Annotated in this window: 19 protein-coding genes and 1 pseudogene; 5 read left to right on the top strand and 15 right to left on the bottom strand. The window is 34.3% G+C overall.

Annotated elements, in window-relative coordinates; translation table 11 throughout:
- Positions 1 to 996: an FAD:protein FMN transferase gene (locus DG435_RS20645; RefSeq protein WP_106793129.1), complete on the top strand. Its 996-nt coding sequence runs from the start codon at positions 1 to 3 to the stop codon at positions 994 to 996.
- Positions 997 to 999: 3 nt separating this feature from the next.
- On the opposite strand, the gene DG435_RS20640 is transcribed toward DG435_RS20645, so the two are convergent.
- The 3 genes from DG435_RS20640 to DG435_RS20630 form a co-directional block, all read right to left on the bottom strand.
- Positions 1,000 to 1,767: a class I SAM-dependent methyltransferase gene (locus tag DG435_RS20640; protein WP_106793128.1), complete on the bottom strand. Its 768-nt coding sequence runs from the start codon at positions 1,765 to 1,767 to the stop codon at positions 1,000 to 1,002.
- Between the two features lie 46 nt (positions 1,768 to 1,813).
- On the bottom strand, positions 1,814 to 2,632 hold the full coding sequence (map, locus tag DG435_RS20635) for a type I methionyl aminopeptidase (RefSeq protein ID WP_024772791.1): 819 nt from the start codon (positions 2,630 to 2,632) through the stop codon (positions 1,814 to 1,816).
- Between the two features lie 115 nt (positions 2,633 to 2,747).
- Positions 2,748 to 3,221, bottom strand: a complete 474-nt coding sequence (locus DG435_RS20630; RefSeq protein ID WP_234387119.1) for a RidA family protein — start codon at positions 3,219 to 3,221, stop codon at positions 2,748 to 2,750.
- 280 nt (positions 3,222 to 3,501) lie between these two features.
- Between DG435_RS20630 and DG435_RS20625 the strand changes: the two genes are divergently transcribed.
- Positions 3,502 to 4,353 carry a hypothetical protein gene (locus DG435_RS20625; RefSeq protein WP_159025620.1) on the top strand — a complete coding sequence of 284 codons (852 nt, stop codon included), beginning with the start codon at positions 3,502 to 3,504 and terminating at the stop codon, positions 4,351 to 4,353.
- A 226-nt stretch (positions 4,354 to 4,579) separates the two neighbouring features.
- On the opposite strand, the gene DG435_RS20620 is transcribed toward DG435_RS20625, so the two are convergent.
- The 3 genes from DG435_RS20620 to gpmI form a co-directional block, all read right to left on the bottom strand.
- A complete protein-coding gene (locus DG435_RS20620) occupies positions 4,580 to 5,674 on the bottom strand; it encodes a FecR family protein (RefSeq protein ID WP_106793125.1) in 1,095 nt (364 codons plus the stop codon).
- A 25-nt stretch (positions 5,675 to 5,699) separates the two neighbouring features.
- Positions 5,700 to 6,266: an RNA polymerase sigma factor gene (locus DG435_RS20615; protein WP_106793124.1), complete on the bottom strand. Its 567-nt coding sequence runs from the start codon at positions 6,264 to 6,266 to the stop codon at positions 5,700 to 5,702.
- 234 nt (positions 6,267 to 6,500) lie between these two features.
- The gene (gene gpmI / locus DG435_RS20610; protein WP_106793123.1) at positions 6,501 to 8,018 is read right to left on the bottom strand and encodes a 2,3-bisphosphoglycerate-independent phosphoglycerate mutase; all 1,518 of its coding nucleotides are present in this window, start codon (positions 8,016 to 8,018) and stop codon (positions 6,501 to 6,503) included.
- Between the two features lie 311 nt (positions 8,019 to 8,329).
- On the opposite strand from gpmI, the gene DG435_RS20605 reads away from it, so the two are divergent.
- Both DG435_RS20605 and DG435_RS20600 read left to right on the top strand, forming a co-directional pair.
- Positions 8,330 to 8,713 carry an ankyrin repeat domain-containing protein gene (locus DG435_RS20605; RefSeq protein WP_106793122.1) on the top strand — a complete coding sequence of 128 codons (384 nt, stop codon included), beginning with the start codon at positions 8,330 to 8,332 and terminating at the stop codon, positions 8,711 to 8,713.
- A 213-nt stretch (positions 8,714 to 8,926) separates the two neighbouring features.
- Positions 8,927 to 9,307, top strand: coding sequence for an ankyrin repeat domain-containing protein (locus DG435_RS20600; RefSeq protein ID WP_106793121.1), 381 nt, complete (start codon positions 8,927 to 8,929; stop codon positions 9,305 to 9,307).
- A 43-nt stretch (positions 9,308 to 9,350) separates the two neighbouring features.
- Here the strand turns inward: DG435_RS20600 and DG435_RS20595 are convergent, their stop codons facing one another.
- The 4 genes from DG435_RS20595 to DG435_RS20580 form a co-directional block, all read right to left on the bottom strand.
- The gene (locus DG435_RS20595; protein WP_024772783.1) at positions 9,351 to 10,121 is read right to left on the bottom strand and encodes a M48 family metalloprotease; all 771 of its coding nucleotides are present in this window, start codon (positions 10,119 to 10,121) and stop codon (positions 9,351 to 9,353) included.
- A gap of 161 nt (positions 10,122 to 10,282) precedes the next feature.
- Positions 10,283 to 10,756 (bottom strand): CAP domain-containing protein, encoded by a 474-nt coding sequence (locus DG435_RS20590; protein WP_106793120.1) that lies wholly within the window; start codon positions 10,754 to 10,756, stop codon positions 10,283 to 10,285.
- Positions 10,757 to 10,955: 199 nt separating this feature from the next.
- Positions 10,956 to 11,681, bottom strand: coding sequence for a M15 family metallopeptidase (locus DG435_RS20585; protein ID WP_106793119.1), 726 nt, complete (start codon positions 11,679 to 11,681; stop codon positions 10,956 to 10,958).
- 39 nt (positions 11,682 to 11,720) lie between these two features.
- Positions 11,721 to 12,305 carry a ClpP family protease gene (locus DG435_RS20580; RefSeq protein WP_255409734.1) on the bottom strand — a complete coding sequence of 195 codons (585 nt, stop codon included), beginning with the start codon at positions 12,303 to 12,305 and terminating at the stop codon, positions 11,721 to 11,723.
- A gap of 118 nt (positions 12,306 to 12,423) precedes the next feature.
- Here DG435_RS20580 and DG435_RS20575 point away from each other — a divergent pair, with 118 nt between their 5' ends.
- Positions 12,424 to 12,849, top strand: coding sequence for a GNAT family N-acetyltransferase (locus tag DG435_RS20575; RefSeq protein WP_106793117.1), 426 nt, complete (start codon positions 12,424 to 12,426; stop codon positions 12,847 to 12,849).
- A gap of 3 nt (positions 12,850 to 12,852) precedes the next feature.
- Here DG435_RS20575 and DG435_RS20570 read toward each other — a convergent pair whose 3' ends face one another.
- The 5 genes and pseudogenes from DG435_RS20570 to DG435_RS20550 all read right to left on the bottom strand — a co-directional run.
- Complete coding sequence (locus DG435_RS20570; RefSeq protein ID WP_106793116.1) at positions 12,853 to 14,286, bottom strand: hypothetical protein; 1,434 nt, start codon at positions 14,284 to 14,286, stop codon at positions 12,853 to 12,855.
- A gap of 178 nt (positions 14,287 to 14,464) precedes the next feature.
- Positions 14,465 to 15,610 (bottom strand): gliding motility-associated C-terminal domain-containing protein, encoded by a 1,146-nt coding sequence (locus tag DG435_RS20565; RefSeq protein ID WP_106793115.1) that lies wholly within the window; start codon positions 15,608 to 15,610, stop codon positions 14,465 to 14,467.
- Between the two features lie 527 nt (positions 15,611 to 16,137).
- Positions 16,138 to 18,972: a Calx-beta domain-containing protein gene (locus tag DG435_RS20560; RefSeq protein WP_106793114.1), complete on the bottom strand. Its 2,835-nt coding sequence runs from the start codon at positions 18,970 to 18,972 to the stop codon at positions 16,138 to 16,140.
- Between the two features lie 12 nt (positions 18,973 to 18,984).
- Positions 18,985 to 19,635: a hypothetical protein gene (locus tag DG435_RS20555; RefSeq protein ID WP_234387118.1), complete on the bottom strand. Its 651-nt coding sequence runs from the start codon at positions 19,633 to 19,635 to the stop codon at positions 18,985 to 18,987.
- Positions 19,636 to 19,717: 82 nt separating this feature from the next.
- A pseudogene (locus DG435_RS20550) lies at positions 19,718 to 20,876 on the bottom strand (hypothetical protein); the annotation flags it as partial.

Below are 20,876 nucleotides of genomic sequence, written 5' to 3'. Positions count from 1 at the left end.
ATGATTCGAAAAATAGGTATAGTTATAGTAATAGGGTTGTTTGTCTCATGTAAAAAGGGGACTAAATTACACCTTAACTACACTAATGGAAAAGCTTTTGGAACCACTTTTTCTGTTCAGTTTATAGATGATAAAGAGTATGATTTTGAAAAAGAATATGACAGTTTGATTGATGTTATTAATAGATCAATGTCTACTTATATCAAGGATTCTGATATATCCAGAATTAACTCTGGTGATACTACAGTAACGATAGATAAATACTTTGTAAAAGTATTTACTGCTTCTAAGAAAATATATAAAGAAACCAATGGTGCTTTTGATCCTACTATTGGGATTTTGGTAAATGCATGGGATTTTGGGCCAGAAGGAAAAATTATCTCTTTAGATAGCCTTAAAATAGATAGCTTGTTGTTATCGGTTGGTTTGAACAAAGTAACATTGGTAGGAAATAAAATTGTAAAAGATGACCCTAAAACGTATATCGATTTTAATGCATTGGCAAAAGGATATGGGGTAGATGTTTTTGCTGAATTTTTTGAAAACAAAGGATTTGAAAATTACCTGGTTGAGATAGGAGGAGAGATTAGAGGTAAAGGAAGTAATGTAATTAAACAGAAACCATGGAAAATAGGAGTAGAAGACCCTAATTTTGATGATACGCAATCCTATAGTAAGGTGATTTCATTACATGATGAAGCTATGGCCACTTCTGGAGGTTATAGAAAGTATAAAATTGATGAAAACGGAGAGCGATATATTCATATTTTGAATACCAAAACAGGATATCCTCTAAAATCAAACCTTCTAGCGGTTTCTATTATTGCCAATACCTGTATGGAAGCAGATGCATATGCAACTGCATTGATGTCGATGGGATTAGAAGGCTCAAAAAAATTCTTAGAAACACATCGTGAACTCAAAGCATACTTTATTTATGAAGATCAGGATAAGGAATTAAAAACACTATCTGTAAATGGTTTTCCTGAAAAGTAAGTATTAAGACTTATAACAAACAGGAAGGATCTCACCAGGGGCAAGGCAGTATTTTGTTACACATTCTTTTGATAAAATATTGGTGTAGTCTACTTCATCGACCTTAAAACCAATAGATCTTAATTTTTCGAAATAATCCCGGCCATAGACCCTTACATGATCATATTGACCAAATATCCTGGCTCGTTCTTGTGAATCTGTAATGCTGTTATCTTCAAAGGTTACATCTCTATTTAGGTCCTGAGGAATTTGTAGAATTGCCATTCCGCCTGGTTTTAATACCCTGAAAATTTCTTGTATAGCTTTAGTGTCATCTGGGATGTGTTCTAAAACATGATTGCAAAAGATAATATCGTATTCATTATCAGTAAAAGGTAAATTGCAGATGTCTGCTTTTACATCTGCCAATGGAGAATTAAGATCAGTAGTCGTATAATCAAGGTGTTTTAAATTTCTAAACCTTTTATAAAATGCTTGTTCAGGAGCAAAATGTAATACTTTGGTGGGAGTGGTAAAAAATTCGGTTTCATTAGTTAGAAATAACCAGAGTAACCGATGTCGTTCTAATGATAAAGTCGAAGGAGAAAGTACGTTGTCTCTTTGTTTACCATATCCATAAGGCAAAAAACGAGAAAAACTCTTACCATCAATTGGATCAGTATATGTGTTTCCTCGTAAAAATAATGATAATATCGGGCGTGCTATATAACTCAATCGAATCAATAGCGGCCTGGGGATAGTATTAAGTATAAATTTAAATAGTTTTTTCATCTTGAAAAGCTACATAAAGAAGGCTTTTGAGTACTAAAAATATATACTATACAGTTAGCACTTCTTGCCTAAAGGCATCTTCTTCATTAGACTCGATACCTAATGCCTGATAAATATATTTAAAAGTTGATAGGATTTCTGGTTTTCCATCAATTATAGCTACATCATGCTCAAAATGAGCACTTGGTTTTCCATCTGCAGTAAGAATAGTCCATCCATCTTGTAATTGTTTGATACGATGTGTTCCCATGTTTGTCATAGGTTCAATAGCAACCACCATACCTTCGATAAATTTTTTCCCTTTACCACGGCGACCATAATTAGGCATTTCGGGATCTTCATGCATTTTTCGACCTAAACCATGACCTACTAATTCTCTAACTACACCATAACCCGCTTCTTCAGTAAATTTTTGGATAGCATACCCAACATCACCTACTCGTTTTCCAACTTTAAGCTCTGCAATCCCAACGTATAAAGATTCTTTAGTAACGCGAAGTAAACGTTCTACTTCTTCTGATACTTCGCCTACAGGAAAGGTATACGCATGATCTCCATAGAAATCATTTTTAATAGCACCACAATCAATAGATATAATATCACCTTCTTCCAAGGGAGTATTATTCGGAATCCCGTGAACTACTTGAGCATTGGGACTCATACATAAGGTGTTTGGAAAATCATACAATCCCAAAAAACCAGGAATTGCACCGTGATCTCTAATAAATTCTTCTGCAAGTTTATCCAAATGTAGCGTAGTTACCCCAGGTTTAACTTCGGGGGCTAACATCCCTAATGTCTTTGATACGATTAGTGCACTTTCGCGCATTAATTCTATTTCTTCACGTGTTTTGGTAATAATCATATGTAAACAATTCCTTGGTAAAAGAAGGCAAATTTACAAAGAATAATGCTTGTTCTACCTAACAGTCCACTCTATTTTGAGATTTCACTTTTTTACGATAATGATTAGCGTATTTTTAAGTGGTTTTTAGTGTAAATGATGTAGTTAGACCCACGCTAAAATTCCGGGGAAGTTTATCCACTCCAAAAATTGCTCTGGTGTGTATACCTTTTTGTTCTAGTACTTCAATAAATAAGTCTGAAGCACCATTTACCACAATAGGAGAATCGTCCCAGTTAATACTTGACTGGAAATAAGCGTCAATATGATTAAGCCCTTCAATAGCATCAAAGCCAATTTTCTCATCTATTTGGGCAAGAACATTAAGAGCACATAATTTCATAGCTTCATATCCTTGATCTGTAGTTATGGTGTCTCCCAATCTACCTTGATATAAATACTCTCCATTGCGAATAGGGAATTGAATGGCTACATAAGCAATATTTCCTCTTGTATTTACAGATACGTAAGATCCTCCTGGAGTTGATATTTCTGGTAATTGGAGTCCGAGTGCGTTTAATTTTTCTTTTGGTGTCATCGAATTATTCAATCTTTGTAGGGTTGTTCAGAAACAATGGCTAACATACCTTTTTCGAGAGTTTCTCTTGCAAACTTTCCGCAAGAAAAAAGAAAAATGGGAATAGCTAAAAAAATGTTTTTCTCATTTTGATCCGTAATTGTTTCCCCAGCCAATATATACAAAATCTAATGTCTGATCCAATGATTTGACGCTAGTTTAACAAATAATGAAGTATCGACGCAGCGTTTTTATTTTTTTAAGGTTTAATAAATAGAAAACAAAGATAATATTCACTTAAAAAAAGAAAACCATGAAAAAACTATTGATTTGTGCCCTGATTTTTGGCCTAGTAGTGAGTTGTACTAAAAATGATGTTGATGATAGTGTTTCTGAACAAAATAATAAAGAAACATTTGAATTGAGTAAAACGGTAAACTTCGCTATGGATGATTTTGGAAAAATCTCAGAACAAGCTTCTCTAGATCTTAAAAAATCATCCAAAAACAGCAAAGGGACTTGTTTCTCTATTGAATTATTAATCCCTTATCCAGAAAAACCTATCCCAGGTTTTTCTGGATATGATCATTACAGTAAAATGATTTTGAATGATGCAGGAGATCAATGTCAATTTGATGATTGGACAGGTAGCCTAGAATACTATGTAGCCGAAGATTTACCATCTAAATTTAAGGATTCTGCAGTGTTTAAAAATGTACAATATGAACGAGGGTATATTTTTGATGGATATAGAGTAGCTCAAAAAAATGAAGAACAAAGCACCAATGATATTCCTGTATTTGATGTAGAAATAGATGGAGTTATTACAGCTCCCGATGGAAAAACATATCATTATACTACGAATAGAAATTTTTCTTTTGAAAACCGTTTTACAGAGCAAGAGGTTATTACCTTGAAAGAATCTTCTTCATTAGAAAATTTAAAAGAACCTTTCTTTGTGAAATCAAAATCTGTTGATGGATCTCCAATAGTATATAAGGCGGCATGTTTTGAAGGGGTAAGCTTTCTTAAATACCCTGTACAAGGAGCGCAAGATTATTCTAGTAATTTTGGAGTTAATTTTAATATTGATTTTGGTGATGGGGCCTGTGATCGCGAGGTTGTACTTACTTCAATAGAGGGAACGATAACTTTTGATTTATAGAACAATATATCAAATTTTAAAAACCGGTCTATAAAACACTTTATAGACCGGTTTTTTAATATACAAATAATGTATTTATAACCCGTTGTGTATTTAGAAATTAATAGCATAAAAAATCTCAAATGCACAACGGGTTGTATTTATAGTAAGAAGCACTAAAAAGAATCAGATGTGTTAAAATATCTTTTTAGAGTTTACAAAGAAGATCTTTATGTTATGCGAATTTTTAATCTGCGCAATTACCTTCTCCTATAATTATAAAAATATCGCCTTCCTTTTCTATTTTTATATTTAACTTCTTAGCCAATTCATCAAGGACTTTTTCGGTAGTTGCATTGCTAAAAGATCCAGTGTATTTGCAATCGAGTAAAGGACTGCGTTTTAGTCTAATTTTGGCATCAAAGTTTTCTCCTAAATCATGGATAATTTGACTCACACTAACATTTTTATAATGTAGAACACCAGTTTTCCAGGCAAATTGATTAGGAGATCTTTTAAGGAGAATAATTTCCTGGCTATTGATACTAAAACTTTGCCCCGAAACTACTTTTTGTTTATCACCAGTTTTACGATGGATTATTTCTGCAGAACCTTTAACAAGTGTGATATAATCAGCATCTTTTTCTGTAGATATTGCAAAAGAATTTCCGCTAACTTGAACATTACAATATTTTCCGTGTATAACAAATGGTTTTGATTCATTTTTCTGTATTGAAAAGAATATGGTACCAATAAGATCAACTCTTCGATAACTTTGTATTGAAGTATTAAAGTTAACTTTACTATTTTTCCTCATTACCATTATACTCGAATCAGGAAGTTTAATATACTTAGTGTTTTTTGTTGAAGCATATTTTTCTGAAGCGATATAGGATACTCCAATAAATCCTTTTTCTTTACTTTCCTCGTCTGGTTCTAAAATGGTAGAGTCGATAGAAAAAGTTTCTGTTTTGGCTGTTTTTACAGATTTAGAATCTGTATTGGATTCTACAGGTTTGACTTCAATAATTTTTGGTTGCTCTTCTGTTTGGATTGTAGTTTGATCATTTTTTGGCTCGATAGAATCGATATTTTCTTTAAGTGGTGGAGTGATGTCTGTTTTTTCTGAAGTAGTATCATTCATTACATAATACAAGATGAATACAGCGCAAAGCAATATAGCAATTACAGTAATTTCATGCCAAGGTATATAATTGCGTTTAACCTTTTGCTCCTGTACTGCATTGTATATGTCATCAAACCTGTCCTTCGATGGTATAACCGAATCACTTTTAAACTTTGCTCGTAAAAGCGGTTTTAAAAGGTCTTTGTCATCTTTCATTTGTTACTCATTTAGGTTTTAAACATTAAAACTTTACAACTCCATTATTTCTCATACGCTCTAATAGCTTCTTTCTTGCCCGAGTATAGTTAGATCTTGATGTACTCTCTTTAATGTTAAGCATTTTTCCTATTTCTTTATGAGAATATCCTTCTATGGCATAAAGATTTAGAACATAGCGATACTGTTCTGGTAAATCACTAATCAAGGTTCTTAGTTTCTCTATTGATATTTCCTTAGATAGATACTCTTTTTCGGGCTCTTCTAGTTCTTGTATCTCATTTTTATTAATGAAATCTTCATGATCAACATAAATCGTTTTTTTCATTTTATGCCAATGATCAATGGCACAATTCACAACAATTCTTTCAATCCAACTCCCCAATGTTCCTTTATGACGATATTTTTGAATGCCTTTAAACACTTTAATAAAAGCATCTTGTACAATGTCTTCTGCATCAGATTGATTTGTACAATAGCGAAGACCCACCGCTATCATTCGCGGCGCAAAAGTGTTGTATATTTTTTCCATGGCATCCCGATTACCCTTTTTACAGGCTTTTACTAGTCTGTCTTGTTCTTTTATATTCATGAATAAGGGTTAGTGCTTAACTCATATAATGTATAACCAAGAATATCGGGTTTCGCTGCGTATTAATTACACTTTTTTTACTTACATAAAGAGGTATAATCTAGGTTAAGGTAATAAAAGAATTTTGAAAAATAAAAAACACTCTTTATCATAGTTGTATAAAGAGTGTTTTTTGTTTACTATATTCTTATTAAGAATAGCTTTAAGATTATATAGAAAGCATCTTAATGATGATTATTTTAGTAATGAATCTTGTGTCATAGCTTTAGGTTTTTCTATCCCCATAAGCTCAAGAATCGTGGGAGCAATATCTCCTAAAACCCCATCTTTTACTTTTATCTGATCATTATCTATTAAAATAAAAGGAACAGGATTAGTCGTATGAGCCGTATGTGGTGTGCCATCTGGATTAATCATAGTTTCGCAATTACCATGATCCGCAATCATAATAATAGAATATTGGTTTTCTAGTCCGGCGGTTACTACATCTTTTACACATTGATCTACGGCTTCACAAGCTTTAATAGCAGCTTCCATCACTCCTGTATGCCCGACCATATCGCCATTTGCAAAGTTTAAACATACAAAATCGACATCACCTTTTTGTAGTTCTGGTACAAGGGCATCTCTTAACTCATAAGCACTCATTTCTGGTTTAAGATCATAAGTTGCTACTTTTGGAGAATTTCTTAATATTCTGGATTCCCCATCAAAAGGTTCTTCTTGTCCTCCAGAAAAAAAGAAGGTAACGTGTGGATATTTTTCTGTTTCTGCTATTCGAATTTGAGTTTTGCCAGCTTTAGAAATGATTTCGCCTAGAGTTTCAGTAATATTATCTTTATTATAAATAACATTGATACCTTCAAAGTTTTCATCATAATTAGTCATTGTAACATAATGTAAAGAAAGCTTGTGTGTATTATACTCGTGCATATCTTTTTGAGAAAGCATTTCGGTTAACTCTCTGCCTCGGTCTGTTCTGAAATTAAAGAAAATTACAACATCGTCATTATTTATTGTGGCTACCGATGCTCCATTTTCTTGTAATATAATTGGTTTGATAAATTCATCTGTAATGTCATTATCATAACTATTTTGAATGCTATCCAAGGCATCAGTGCTGGTTTCTCCAATTCCATTTACCAATAGGTCATAAGCTAATTTAACACGTTCCCATCTTTTGTCTCTATCCATGGCATAGTATCTTCCTATGATAGAAGCTAATTTGCCTGTGGTATTGGACATGTAATCCTGGATGTTTTTAATGTGACTTTTACCAGATTTAGGATCTACATCACGACCATCGGTAAATGCATGAAGGAAAACATTTTTTAATTCATAAGAATGAGCTGCATCAAGTAGCCCTTTAATATGATTGATATGAGAGTGAACCCCACCGTCGCTTACCAGGCCAAGTAAATGAACATTTTTGTTTTTTTCTTTGGCATAACGAAAAGCATCTAGAAGAACAGATTCGTCTTTTAAAGTGTTGTTTTTGACTGCCATATTGATTTTGGCCAAATCCTGATATACAATTCTGCCAGCCCCAAGGTTCATATGACCAACCTCACTATTTCCCATTTGTCCATCTGGTAAACCTACATGAAGTCCATCTGTACGTAAAGAAGCATTAGGGTAGTGAGTGTATAAACTATCGATATACGAAGTGTTTGCATGATCGATGGCGGATACTTTAGGGTCAGGTGATGTTCCCCATCCATCCAGGATCATCAGGATTACTTTTTTGTTCATAATGTATTCTTAATTATGGTTTTTGGTTGGTTATTTTTTGAACTTGAATCTCAAAAAAATGAAATAAGAAACAAAGTTACAACTTCACTTACAAGCATACAAAAAGCTTATGTTATTCCTATGTGATTTATACCTTTTTGTAATATTATCTGACGCGTCTTTTTTGTGAAATTATTAACGAATTTGTGTAGGGAAGGTTAAAAGTAAGTTATTCTTAAAATTAGACTGTTTTTTATGAGAATAATGTAATTCATTTGCGGCGTCAAATTTTGACATAGCGCAAATCAATAATGAACTTATAAAAATAAAAAATGAAAAAGCTATCAATTTTAGTAATGTGTATGACGGTTGGTCTAGTTTTAGCAAATGATCCCGTGAAAAACCTTAAATCGTATAAGGTTGTAAAAACAGAAATTATTAATGTATCTCCTTTTTGTATTTCAATCGCTAAAGGCGACTATGAAATGGTAAAAAAAATGGTTGAATTAGGGAGTGAAGTAAATAAATTTTCGGAGGGTATGACACCTCTTATGTATGCAGCTCGTTATAATAGATTAGAAATCATTAAACTTTTGGTTGCTAACGGTGCAAAAATCAATCTTAAAAATACGAAAGGCTATACTGCAATGAAATATGCAGAAATATCAGGAGCCAAAGAAGCTATGGCTTTGATCTCAGAGCTTAAGAAAAAATAATTACTCAGAATTAGTTTTAAAACCTGTATAAACCCGTCTATCATTTTGTAATGGTAGGCGGGTTTATTGCTTAAAAATGCATCGATTTTATCAGAATATTTTGTTATGAGAAAGTTAAATTCGTGTTATTTGGCAAAAGTAGGTGTAACATGATATCGATTCTAAGGTCGTACTGTATATAAGTCAATCAAATAACTTAAAATCAATTTCATCATGAAAAAAACAGTTTTAGCAACCTTATTGGTTATGTGTATTACCTCTGTAAGTATAGCTGCAGAAACAAATGTGACTACCGCCAGTCATAATTATGATCTTTCAACATATAAGACAAGTCCGTTTTGTATGGCAATTGTAAAAGGAGATTTAGAAACCGTAAAAAAATTGATTGAACTCGGTAGTGATGTTAATCAAAAATCCGACGGGATGACCCCACTTATGTATGCTGCACGATATAACCGTACAGATATTATTAAAGTGCTTGTGAAAAATGGAGCAAATATCAAAACCAGAGATAGTAAAGGCTATACAGCAATGAAATTTGCAAAGCTATCTAATGCTAAGGATGCAGTAGCTCTTCTAGAGAAACTGTCATAAGTTTTGAAGCCATTGCTTGTTGATATAAACAGGCAATGGTTTTTTATTGCACATTACTATATTCTCGTATTGCCTCTTTGATTTTTTCTATGCGATTTTCGGGATCAGGGTGGGAGCTTTGAAACTCAGGAGTACGGTTAGGTCCGGCAGCAGCTTTTAGAATTTTCATCACGCCAATCATTTCTTCAGGATTGTAGCCCGAATTGATCATAAACAAAATACCTAGTTTATCACTTTCTAATTCATCACCACGGCCATTTTTTAATAAAACATTTTGTCCGATGCCATTTACAATTCCTCCAGCATCTGCACCAACTGATGCCCCAGTAGATATAGTTTTCCAAAATTCGTGTTCTGCTATTCTTTCTGCAGAATGCCGCCCTAATACGTGGCCAATTTCATGACCTAACACACCAGCAACCTGATCTTCATTTTCTAATTTGGATAACAAAGCATAGGTTATAAATATTTGCCCTCCTGGTAATGCAAAAGCATTAATAGTATTTGGATCGGCTAATAAGTGAAATTCATATTTGTAAGGAGTTTGTTTTGCCATACTCGAATTGACTAATTTGTTTCCAATCATATCGATATAGCTTTGTAATTTTTGATCAGGGTATAATCCTCCGTGTTGCTGGGCCATTTCAGGAGCACTTTGTAATCCTATAGCTATTTCCTGATCACTTGTCATATTAATATTTTGTACTCTATCCGTATAGGGATTTAGTGTTTTATTATTACATTTTTTGAAAAATGCAAATGCTATAATTGCTAAACCTATTAATATTCTAATTTTTAAGCCGCCACGTCTCATTATAAACTAATTTTGATATCGAAAAGTTTAAAGTTAATAAATATAAAAGTTGCTTACTAATAAAATGCAAAAAACACTTTTTAGTAAGCAACCACTAGAGGTACCGTTCTTAGTTAAAGAACAAGATTAGTGCTAACCTTGCATAGTTGAGTTTGCAGAGTTTAGCGGTAAAAAATTTGTGTATAGTAGTATCTGCCACTTTCATCTTTTATAGCAGCAATACCAGTGTGGGTGTAGTTACCCTCAATGTTTTTTCTATGTCCTTCACTGTCAATCCATCCAGCTACAACACTTTGGGCATCGGGATAAAAACTAGCTACATTTTCTGCCATTCCTGTAGCATTTTCCTTTTCTCGTAAAGTTTTGAATTTAGCATCAAAATTATCATGGTTGATATTACCTTTAGAAATCATATATCGTGTATGATCCGCAGCTAATTCTTCGGCAGTTGTATTTTTTGCTAATGCATCTAGCCCTTTACCTTGTCGGTATTCATTTACCAATTTTAGTATTTCGTCTGTAATCGAAACCTCACTTGGAGTTTCTGTAATGGTATTGTCATCATCTTTAGAACAAGAAAAGGCAGTACATAAAAGAATAAAAGCACAAAAATATTTAATTAAAGAAGTTTTCATTAGTATGGGGTCTTTATTTTAATAAATAACTAAAATAGTATAATTTTAGTATATAGAATTCATCTTGACTTTTTTGATTTAACCGAAAAAGAAGAATTTTACACATAGCATAGGATGCGATGAAATAGTAAAAAGGTGATTTTGAGTTAAAAGGAACATTTTTATGGGGGATTATAAAAATAATAAGAATTTTATATTACTATAATAATTCTGGGTTAATATCGGATATATTCTCTGTAATATATTGTTTAATGAAGTCTTCTGAGAAGAAGTTACTACCAAGTAAATTCGCCTTTTTTAACTCTGTAGCAATATCTAGTTTCTGATATGCTTTTAGCATAGGAATAGAAAGTGGAGCATACGAATAGTGCCAAGGTTCATATTTAAAACCTTTTCTGTTTTCTTTATCTGTATATACAAGATAGAAGCCAAAAGAGTTAGCATGTTTATCCATCCATTCTTTAAACTTACAAAATGGACCATCACCCTCAAAATTCTCGGCAAGAAGCAATCCTTTGGGTTGTGCAGCATTACCATCTACAATATCTAAATCGGTACCCCAGTGATGTCTTGATGTACCAGGAATTGTAGAATATTCTATAATCTTTTGTATTGCTTTAATAGGAGATAACCCTTCAGTTGTAAACTTTTTGTATTTACGTTCCCAGATTCGATTCTGGTGTGCATAGTTTCTATAGCTGGAAACAACTTTTATTTTGAATCCACTTTTTAGTGCTTCAGTCTTCATTTTAAGAAAAGCTTCATAAGCATCTTTTCGAAGCTTATATCCATCACCAAAAAGTGATGGATTGCTTTTTCCCATAAGATCATCTTTAGAGAATTCTAACTGAAGCATAGAAAATGATGATAATGAAACTCCGATCATCCCCAGAGCACTAATACCAATAAAATCTCTTCTTACCATAGGTATAATCGGATTACAATTATATCATTTCTGTATGTATTATTCCAGAATTCCGTCTATAATTCCGTACTCTAATGATTCTTGAGCATCCATCCAATAATCACGATTAAAGTCCTTCAATACTTTCTCAACATCTTGTCCGCAGTTATCAGCAAGTATTTGAGCACTTAGCTCTTTGGTCTTAAGAATTTCTGCTGCCTGAATTTCGATGTTAGAAGCTTGTCCTCTGGCACCACCACTTGGCTGATGAATCATCACTTTTGCATGAGGCTGGATAAATCTTCGACCTTTTTCGCCTACACTTAGAAGTATTGATCCCATAGAAGCAGCTAATCCAGTGCAAATAGTAGAAACCGGACTTTTTAAACTTTTAATCGTATCATACATTGCAAACCCTGAAGTAACGTATCCTCCAGGACTATTAATATATAGTTTGATTTCTTTGTTACTTACCATATCCAGGTACATAAGTCTGTCGATTACATGTTTAGCCGACTTGTCATCTACCTGTCCCCAAAGAAATACACTACGTTCCTCTAGAAATTTTTTATCGATCAGATCTTGTGTTTTTCCTGATTTTTCTTTCATCTTTATATTTTTTGTTCTTTTAGACTTGTTTGAGATACTTAAAAAGAAGTTATAAATAGCCAACAAAACAGTATAATTGGCAGATTCTTTATTTTTTAAGAATTCTTTACATCTTTGAGATAAATGTATAATTATTTTTGCAGAAAAGCATCATATGGATTTAGCATTTCACAAAATTTTAAAAGAGGACTTTGATATCGTTTTACCATTGCTTCAGAAATTGATGAATAATCAATTTTCTGATGCTGTTTTAACACAAAGGTTTAGCGAGATGTTTGAACAGAATTATGAATGCTGGGGAGTGTATTCAGATGAAAAAATAATTGGTTTTTTTGGGTTATGGTTTATGACACGTCATTATGTTGGAAGGTCATGTGAGCCCGATCATGTATATATTGATGAGCAGAACAGAGGTAAAGGAATAGGGAAGAAGGTATTTAATTGGATTTATGAATATGCAAAGAGTAGGGGATGTGAAGCTTCTGAGTTAAATAGTTATGTAGTGAATTATCCTTCACATAAATTCTACCTTAATGAAGGATATGAAATATGGGCGCATCATTTTGTGAAAAAATTATAAATGCTAAAAATCTATTACAGTGAAGTAGAATATGCGATCTATTCTGTTTCCAAAATAATCTGTAATGTTAACATCAAAACGATTTGTTGCCTGATTTAATACTGTTGCTGCCATGTCAAGATCATTTTGACGACCTATTGTTAATTGTACAATATAATTAGCGGTAGATCTAGCTGTTCCAAGTGTTACTCTATACCTTCCAAGCCCAGTTCTGGTAACTGTAGCTCCATTAATTCTTAAAGCACTACCGTTTGAAGCAACTTTACCCATTGCCTTTACAGGACTATCGAAAAAAGCTCCACTATCAGTACCTGCTGTAATATCATTATTAGTGTCTGTACTTACAATTACTCCTGTGCTAGATCCAGTAGTATTATTTATTTGTTGCCAATTGGTGCCATCACTTTTTATCCATAATACAGATTCACTTCCGATAGTAGTAGTCTGGTTTGAATTGGTAGGATCACGATACGTGCTAATAGTTCTGTTTGCATTGGTACTATTTTTCAGAATGTAAATTCTACCCTCACAAGTATTGGCATTTGGTAGTGTTATGTTATGCGCTCCTGTGATGTGAATTGTATGATGATTTTCGGTTAATGTTAGATTTCCGGTAGTACTGGTTATCGAAGTTGAAAAGGATCCCTCGAGTTGTAAAGTAGAGTTTGCGACATTAAACCCGGTAGACGGATCATCATAGTCAGTGTCTACAGCAACTTCTTGCGGGTTTATATTAATACCAAATCTTGTGGTGGCATCAGCAGTATTATTACTTCCTTGCACTCTAAAAAACTCTCGATGAAACTGACCACGTCTATAATCGTATCGTTTAAATACAATAGATTCATTACCATCATCACCAATGATAAATTCTAATTTCCCATCATTTGCAGGTCCTGCAGAACCTATTTCAAAAAGATCCGTTCCTCCAGTACTTCCTTTTAGGCGAAAACTTCCATTTGTTGTTGTAAAGAACATTGGTTTATAAAAAGACGCACCTGCAGCTGCAAACTGAAGTGCAGATGTAGTACCGTCTCCATTAATATGTACCATGGGTTGATCATTATCTGTGTAATCCGGAAAGGCTTGTGTTAATCCTAAGGTTTGTCTTCTTCCAAATTGCAATAATGATAAGTTGTTGGATCGGATTTCCATTTTTACATCATCGATGTGACCTAAAAAAGATGTGGTGGGTAAGCCCGTATTGCCATCTACCAACCAATTATCATTAGTAGTAGCTACCCAATTTGTGCCATCAAAAACAAATATTTTACTTTCTTCCAGGTTATATAGAATTGATCCTGTAGCAGCGGCAGTTACGCCATTCATTTCTACATTTGTAGCAGCGGTCGGAAGACCCATAACGGAAAACTCATCGATCTGAGAAAAAATAATTCCAGGTAGAATTAGCAGGATAATAAGAAATGTTTTCTTCATTTAATACTAATTTTAATTAGTAACGTCTCTAAAAAATGACATTGCGTAATCTGAAGTTAACTATTTATTATTTTATAGGTATTATGAATTTATATTTTTTTAAAATATAACTTTTTTATTTGACGGAAATAATACTGTATTAATGAGTCAAAATTATAGTTTTTGACAAAATGTAATCTTATACATTGATATACAAATACCCTGAACGATCTTTTTGACCTTCAATTTTTAAGATATAATAATATGTACCTACTGGTAATTGTTCATCTTTGGCAATAGTAGCTCTACCTTCAGAGTAACCTCCCCATGAATTGTCATATCCTTTTTTACGGTATACTTCAACTCCCCATCTATTAAAAATTGTTAGTTCGTTGTTTGAAAATTGCTCGATACCCTGAATGATAAAAGTATCATTAACTCCATCACCATTCGGAGAAACTGCTGTAAATATTTCCAGATCACCGTCTAATATAATATCAGAAGAACCAAATGTAAGAATAACGTAATTATCAGGAATCATTAGTTCTGAAGTAATTTCTCCACTATTTAAATCTCCAGAAGCGGCAAAATTTCCTAAACTTACCCATTGTTGTAAATTTCTATCCCATCCTACAACTCTAAGATCTTCTAACTCATCAACAAGAGTTGGTATATTACTATTGTCATCCCAGGTAAGAGTTACTCTAGTTTCTACATCTCCATCAAGATCCCAAAATTCAAAAGAGCTCACACCAAATAATACATTACTAAAATTATCAGTATTAAAACTGGTAGAGAAAAAATTAGGAGTATTTGGGTCTTCAAAGAAATATGCACCTCTCGCTGTATTTACAGCTGCCTGCGTGTCGATACGCATAGGACGTAATCTAAAATCATCTCCAATAGGGAAAGTGAAATCTAATACTCCGGTAATAGAAGAATATCCATCTACATATCGATCATCATTTTCACCCAGATATGGAGCATCATTTATATAATCTAAAGAAACATTACGTCTATCTCTGGGAGTTTGTACTCTTCCGGTTATAAATTCCTGAAAGTTTGTTACACCAACAGCAACATCCAACAACAAATCGTCTACAACATCAATTTCCATATTATGAAATACGGGACGATTATCACCTGTTACATTAAGGCTACCTGTAGGATTATAAAATCCTGCAAGACCTAAATTTTGGTCGAATGTACCATCATTAATTAAATCAGTGTGGAAACCAACTTCACCTTGATCGTGAATTTGAATATTCCCATAGTTATGAAAAGCTTGTTGAGCTATAGTAACTTGGGCCAGAAAGCATACGACAATAAAAATTATTCTATCCATAGTTATATTGGGGTAACACTGTTTTACGGTTTAACAGTAAATATGTTATGGCAAATATATTCTTTTTTAGCAAAATACACTACTTTTTCACGATAAAATGCAATTATTTATCGGTGAAATGCATTTTTGGTTCGATTAAAGGTATGGTTTTGTTGAAAAGTTACATATTCGTAAAAAATAAACATTTTGACAAAGCAAACATAAGAAAATAAATAGATTGACGTATAAATTTTACTGAATTAATACGAATACCAGTAATACGATGTGAATTATGAGGTATTTATTATATTTTTTTGATGTTTTGCTTTAATGGTTGATAATGAATTTGATTTTTTTCTTTGGGGGTATTTAAGTTGTTATTTTAAAAATCAATATATAATCATTAAAAAGGCAATGTAGTGTTTGGTTCATAAAGATTTGACAAATATGTGTTTAACAATCATTAGGATTATGTATTAAGGTAAATTAAATACGGGGTAATAAATACATCTAACCTAATTCTAAATATTTTATTTTTTTATAAATTGCTAATTAGGATTTACTCTATAAGTAATCTTCCTATTAGTTATTACAGTTTTAACAATCACATTAAGTGTTCCAGTAGTCGTTCCCGCTAAGGGAATATTCTGATCATTCGAAATGTCACCAGACGATACAGTGTTGTCAAAAGTTCCTACCGCGGTCCCTATTACATCAAATGTAAAAGTGCAAGAATTACCAGCTGGTAGACTTACTCCCGAAATAGAAAAGTTATCAGAACCTGGTACAGATGTTATGGTTCCACCACAAGATGAGGTTCCATCTGGCGAAGTTGATATTACCATTCCTGAGGGTAAATTATCTGTAAGTGACAAATTTGTAAGATCTACTCCAGTTGTAGGATTTTCTATAGCAATAGTTACTGTCGACTCTTCACCATAGCCAATTGTTGCGGGAGAAAAATCTTTACTAGCCACTGCAGGGAAAGCAACTTCTGTAGAAAGTGCAAAAACTCCTCCCCAAATACCTTCATTAGCACTTCCAAGATCTACATTTAAAGTTGTTGCATTGTTAGGAACCAAACCAGTAGCATCAAAAATATCAATGTCCATTCCCCAGTTAAAATTTAAATTAGGGTTTCTTCCACCAATATCTACTCCAAATTTAGAGATTGTACTATTCAATGTATTGTTAGCTGGGTTTAAAGCGTTAGAAAGGACTGTTCCATTTATAGATACAAAATCCCCAGCTAAATTTGCTTCACCATCAAAAGCAAAATATCCCGCATCCGTATCAAAAGCTCCCAAAGATGGAGTTAGTAAACCAGTAACCGTAAAAGTATCATTAGCTCCAAATCCAAAAAAATCAAAGCCATCCCATATACTTACACTCCGCGTAATATCTGAGGGATCTTCATAAATAATTACCATTGTCCATCCGCCAAAAGGTCCGGTAAAGGCACTACCTGTTATTAATGGAATATCTGCAACAGTGTAGGTTCCTGATCCTGCTGTTTGCACAACTGAAGTTACATCTGCAAAAGACATAAATGTATTCCATCCTGCAAATGAGCCAGTTTCAATATTTGTTACACCGGCATTAACCGTTGTGTATGTTCCTGCACCAGGTTCTCTAAACTGTACTTGCTGTAAATTCAAAGAAGGGTCTGGATTTGTTATTCCCCCGAAGGTAGAGTTATACGAACCACCCCAATACAATCCAGCCCAAGCTACAGTTGCTCCTGCAGGTAAAGTGAAATTTGAGCTACTTGAGTTTATGGTAGTACCATCAACACTGGCATACCCCATAACTACAGTAGGATTATTAGATGTAGGAGTTCCTGGGCAATTTGCTGTACAAATAAGGTTTGTATTTCCAATCATATCAAAATTACCTCTGACATTGATCGTAATTCGTTCTTCATATGGTCTTGGGTTATCTATTTCAACATCGACAATGGTACCTATTCCTTGATCTGTAATATCAACCGAAGCATCACTTACGCCAGAAAAGTTAATAAAATAGATTTCATTTCCTTCTACAATAATATCGTCTAAAATAGTAACGATAATAGTTTCAGTATCTCCGCTAGTTCCAGAAAAATTCAATGTCCCACTATTTGTTGTATAATCATTCCCGGCCGTAGCTGTATTGTTGGCTGTTGTGAAATTTACAGAAAAAGGCCCTGTTGTATTAGGCCCGGCATGTGTAACCGTAAAAGTAGCTGTGCCTGCATTTTCATTAACTGAAATATCATCGATACTAATTGCTGCATCATTGTCCTCAATTGTAGCCTCTCCTTGATTATCACTTATAGCAACAAGTGGACTGCTTACTGCACCTAAGTTTACAAAAAAGTTATGATTTCCTTCAATATCTGTATCATCAATAATTGGTATTGTAATTTGTTGTGTCTCGTTAATATTTCCTGCAAAATTAATAGGAGAAGTAGTAGCACCGACAGTTGTATAATCGGCAGGATTAGTTGCAGAACCATTAGCGAGCGTGTAAGGTACAGAAAACCCTCCAGCTACATTGGCTCCTGATAAAGTGACCGTAAAAGTTGCAGTTCCGTCACCTTCATTAACCGTTACATTATTTATTTCTATAGATGCATTATCATCATCATTAATTGTGATTTCTCCTTGGCCATCTATAATGGTAATAGAAGGATCACCAACTATAGCGCCAAGATTTACAAAAAAACTTTCAGTGGTTTCTGCGAAGTTATCATTAATAATGGGTATTGGAACCATTAAAGTTTGTGTTTCAGGACTTGTGCCCGAAAATCCTATAGTAGAACTTGTTGTTGTATAATCACCAGGTGCATTTGCAGAGTTATTAGCAGTGGTATAAGCAACAGTAAAAGCTCCAGATGCATTTCCTCCAGAATGACTAACTGTAAGATCTGCTGTTCCTGCATTTTCATTAACAGAAATATTAGTAATACTTAACTCTGCTATCGATTGAACGACGTCAAATGTAATGGTAGTGTTTGCTCCAAAATTACCAGGGAAATTCTGTAATATTTCGACTCCATCTACATATACTCTTACATATGAAGGTCCTCCTCCATAATTTTCCCATCCATCACCAAAAGCATCTGTTATAAGCAAACTATATCCAGTGGCATAAGGGACATTAAAACTCGCTGGACTTGCAATATTATCGAATGTATTATCAGCAAACGTTACAGCACCACACGTTGGATCACAAATAGTACCAAGAGCTACATTTGCCGGATTCCTAAATGTTATTACATTTTCTTCAGAGAAATTATTCCAATCCACTTCAATCAACACAGTTGCTTGTGCAATAGTATCTATACTTGTCATAAAAACAAGGACTGATATGATAAGTGAAAATTGTTTAATGTAATTCATCTATTTTTTAGATTATTTAACAACAAATACTACATTGATTAATGTGTTAAAATCTAATGGCTGACCAATAACAGTATAAGTTAAAACTCCATTTGCATCTATACTCATAGTGCCAGTGTTAAAAACTGCTGGATCGGCAAAGGTTACATAGTAATGCAATTCGTTTGCAGCATATACAGGTATATCTGGCGCTAAAGGACTAGTTGCAGTAGGAGAAGAAAACTGAGCAGTGTATTGGGTATAAAGATTTAATGTAAATGTACCGTTCGTTGCTACAGGAACTTCAATAGATGGAGGGTAAAATACTCTTGCAGCTCCAGATGTAATGGGAGCGATAGCTTGTATTACTTGCTGTACATTAGTTTCAAGAGTTGGAGTGGTTTCACCACTTTCATCAACATCAATAGGAGTTGCCAGATTTACTTCAGAATCTAATTGGTCATCTGTACTTCTTTGCCACCCTGTATTGGTAAATCGATAAATTTCCTGATCATCTAAATTAAAAACCACAGAGCCTATACTAGGACCAATAATCGCATTTATTTCAGCTAAATCAGTAGCGGCAGGTAATCCCATTAATGCACCAGCATCACCCGTGCCAATTTGTGCAAACATACCAGCAGATAAAATAAATGACAAAGCTATTAGGGGTATTTTTTTCATTTTTAATAGTATTACGCTTTTCCTTACCTTAATTTTTTAGATACTATATCTAATTTTATAAAAGATGAGTAAAGTAATTAAGTTAAAAATCAAGTACAGTAAACATGAATTCTAAATCTATATCATCTTTTTGATTAGTTCCATTATCGCTGTCTCCTATATTAACTCTAAATCCAGCTGTAGTTTGACTATAATATGTGATACCAGGATCATCATAGTTTGCTCCGGTATTACCAGGGCAATCACCTCCACAATCTACAATTGCTAATTGAATAATATAATCATCGTCTGGCATTGCAGATGTAAATGTTATTTGATAATCACCTTCATTTATTCTAGAAACGGTTGCATTTAATATTTTAGCAGCGGTACCATTACCTGCAACTTTCCCCATCGCTTTTACTGGGCTGATAAAAAATGCACCACCATCAGTTCCTGCTGTGATTTCATTATTAGCATCTGTACTTACAACATTTACATTAATTGTATTTCCACCACTTATAGAGACATTACCTGGAGTTCCATCGGTAGAAAGTGTTTGATCATCTGTTGCAGGGTCACCTTGTGCACCAGTAGCACCTCTTGCGCCATCAGTTCCAGCTGTACCGGTAGCACCTCTTGCACCATCGGTTCCATTTGTTCCGTTAGTTCCATTGGCCCCGTTAATTCCAGCTGCGCCAGTAGCACCTCTTGCACCGTCGGTTCCATTTGTTCCGTTAGTTCCAGCTGCGCCAGTAGCACCTCTTGCACCATCGGTTCCATTAGTTCCAGCTGCTCCAGTAGCACCTCTTGCACCGTCGGTTCCATTTGTTCCGTTAGTTCCGTTAGTTCCAGCTGCTCCGGTAGCGCCTCTTGCACCGTCGGTTCCATTTGTTCCGTTGGTCCCGTTAGTTCCAGCTGCTCCGGTAGCACCTCTTGCACCATCGGTTCCATTTGTTCCGTTAGTTCCAGCTGCACCAGTAGCACCTCTTGCACCGTCGGTTCCATTTGTTCCGTTAGTTCCAGCTGCTCCGGTAGCGCCTCTTGCACCATCGGTTCCATTTGTTCCGTTAGTTCCATTGGTCCCGTTAGTTCCAGCTGCTCCGGTAGCACCTCTTGCACCATCAGTTCCATTTGTTCCGTTAGTTCCGTTGGTCCCGTTAGTTCCAGCTGCTCCGGTAGCGCCTCTTGCACCGTCGGTTCCATTTGTTCCGTTGGTCCCGTTAGTTCCAGCTGCTCCGGTAGCACCTCTTGCACCATCG

It is taken from the genome of Aquimarina sp. Aq78, from assembly GCF_900299525.1.
Classification (GTDB): domain Bacteria; phylum Bacteroidota; class Bacteroidia; order Flavobacteriales; family Flavobacteriaceae; genus Aquimarina.
Note: the sequence above shows the minus strand (reverse complement) of the source record. Positions and strands in the feature narration are given on the sequence as shown.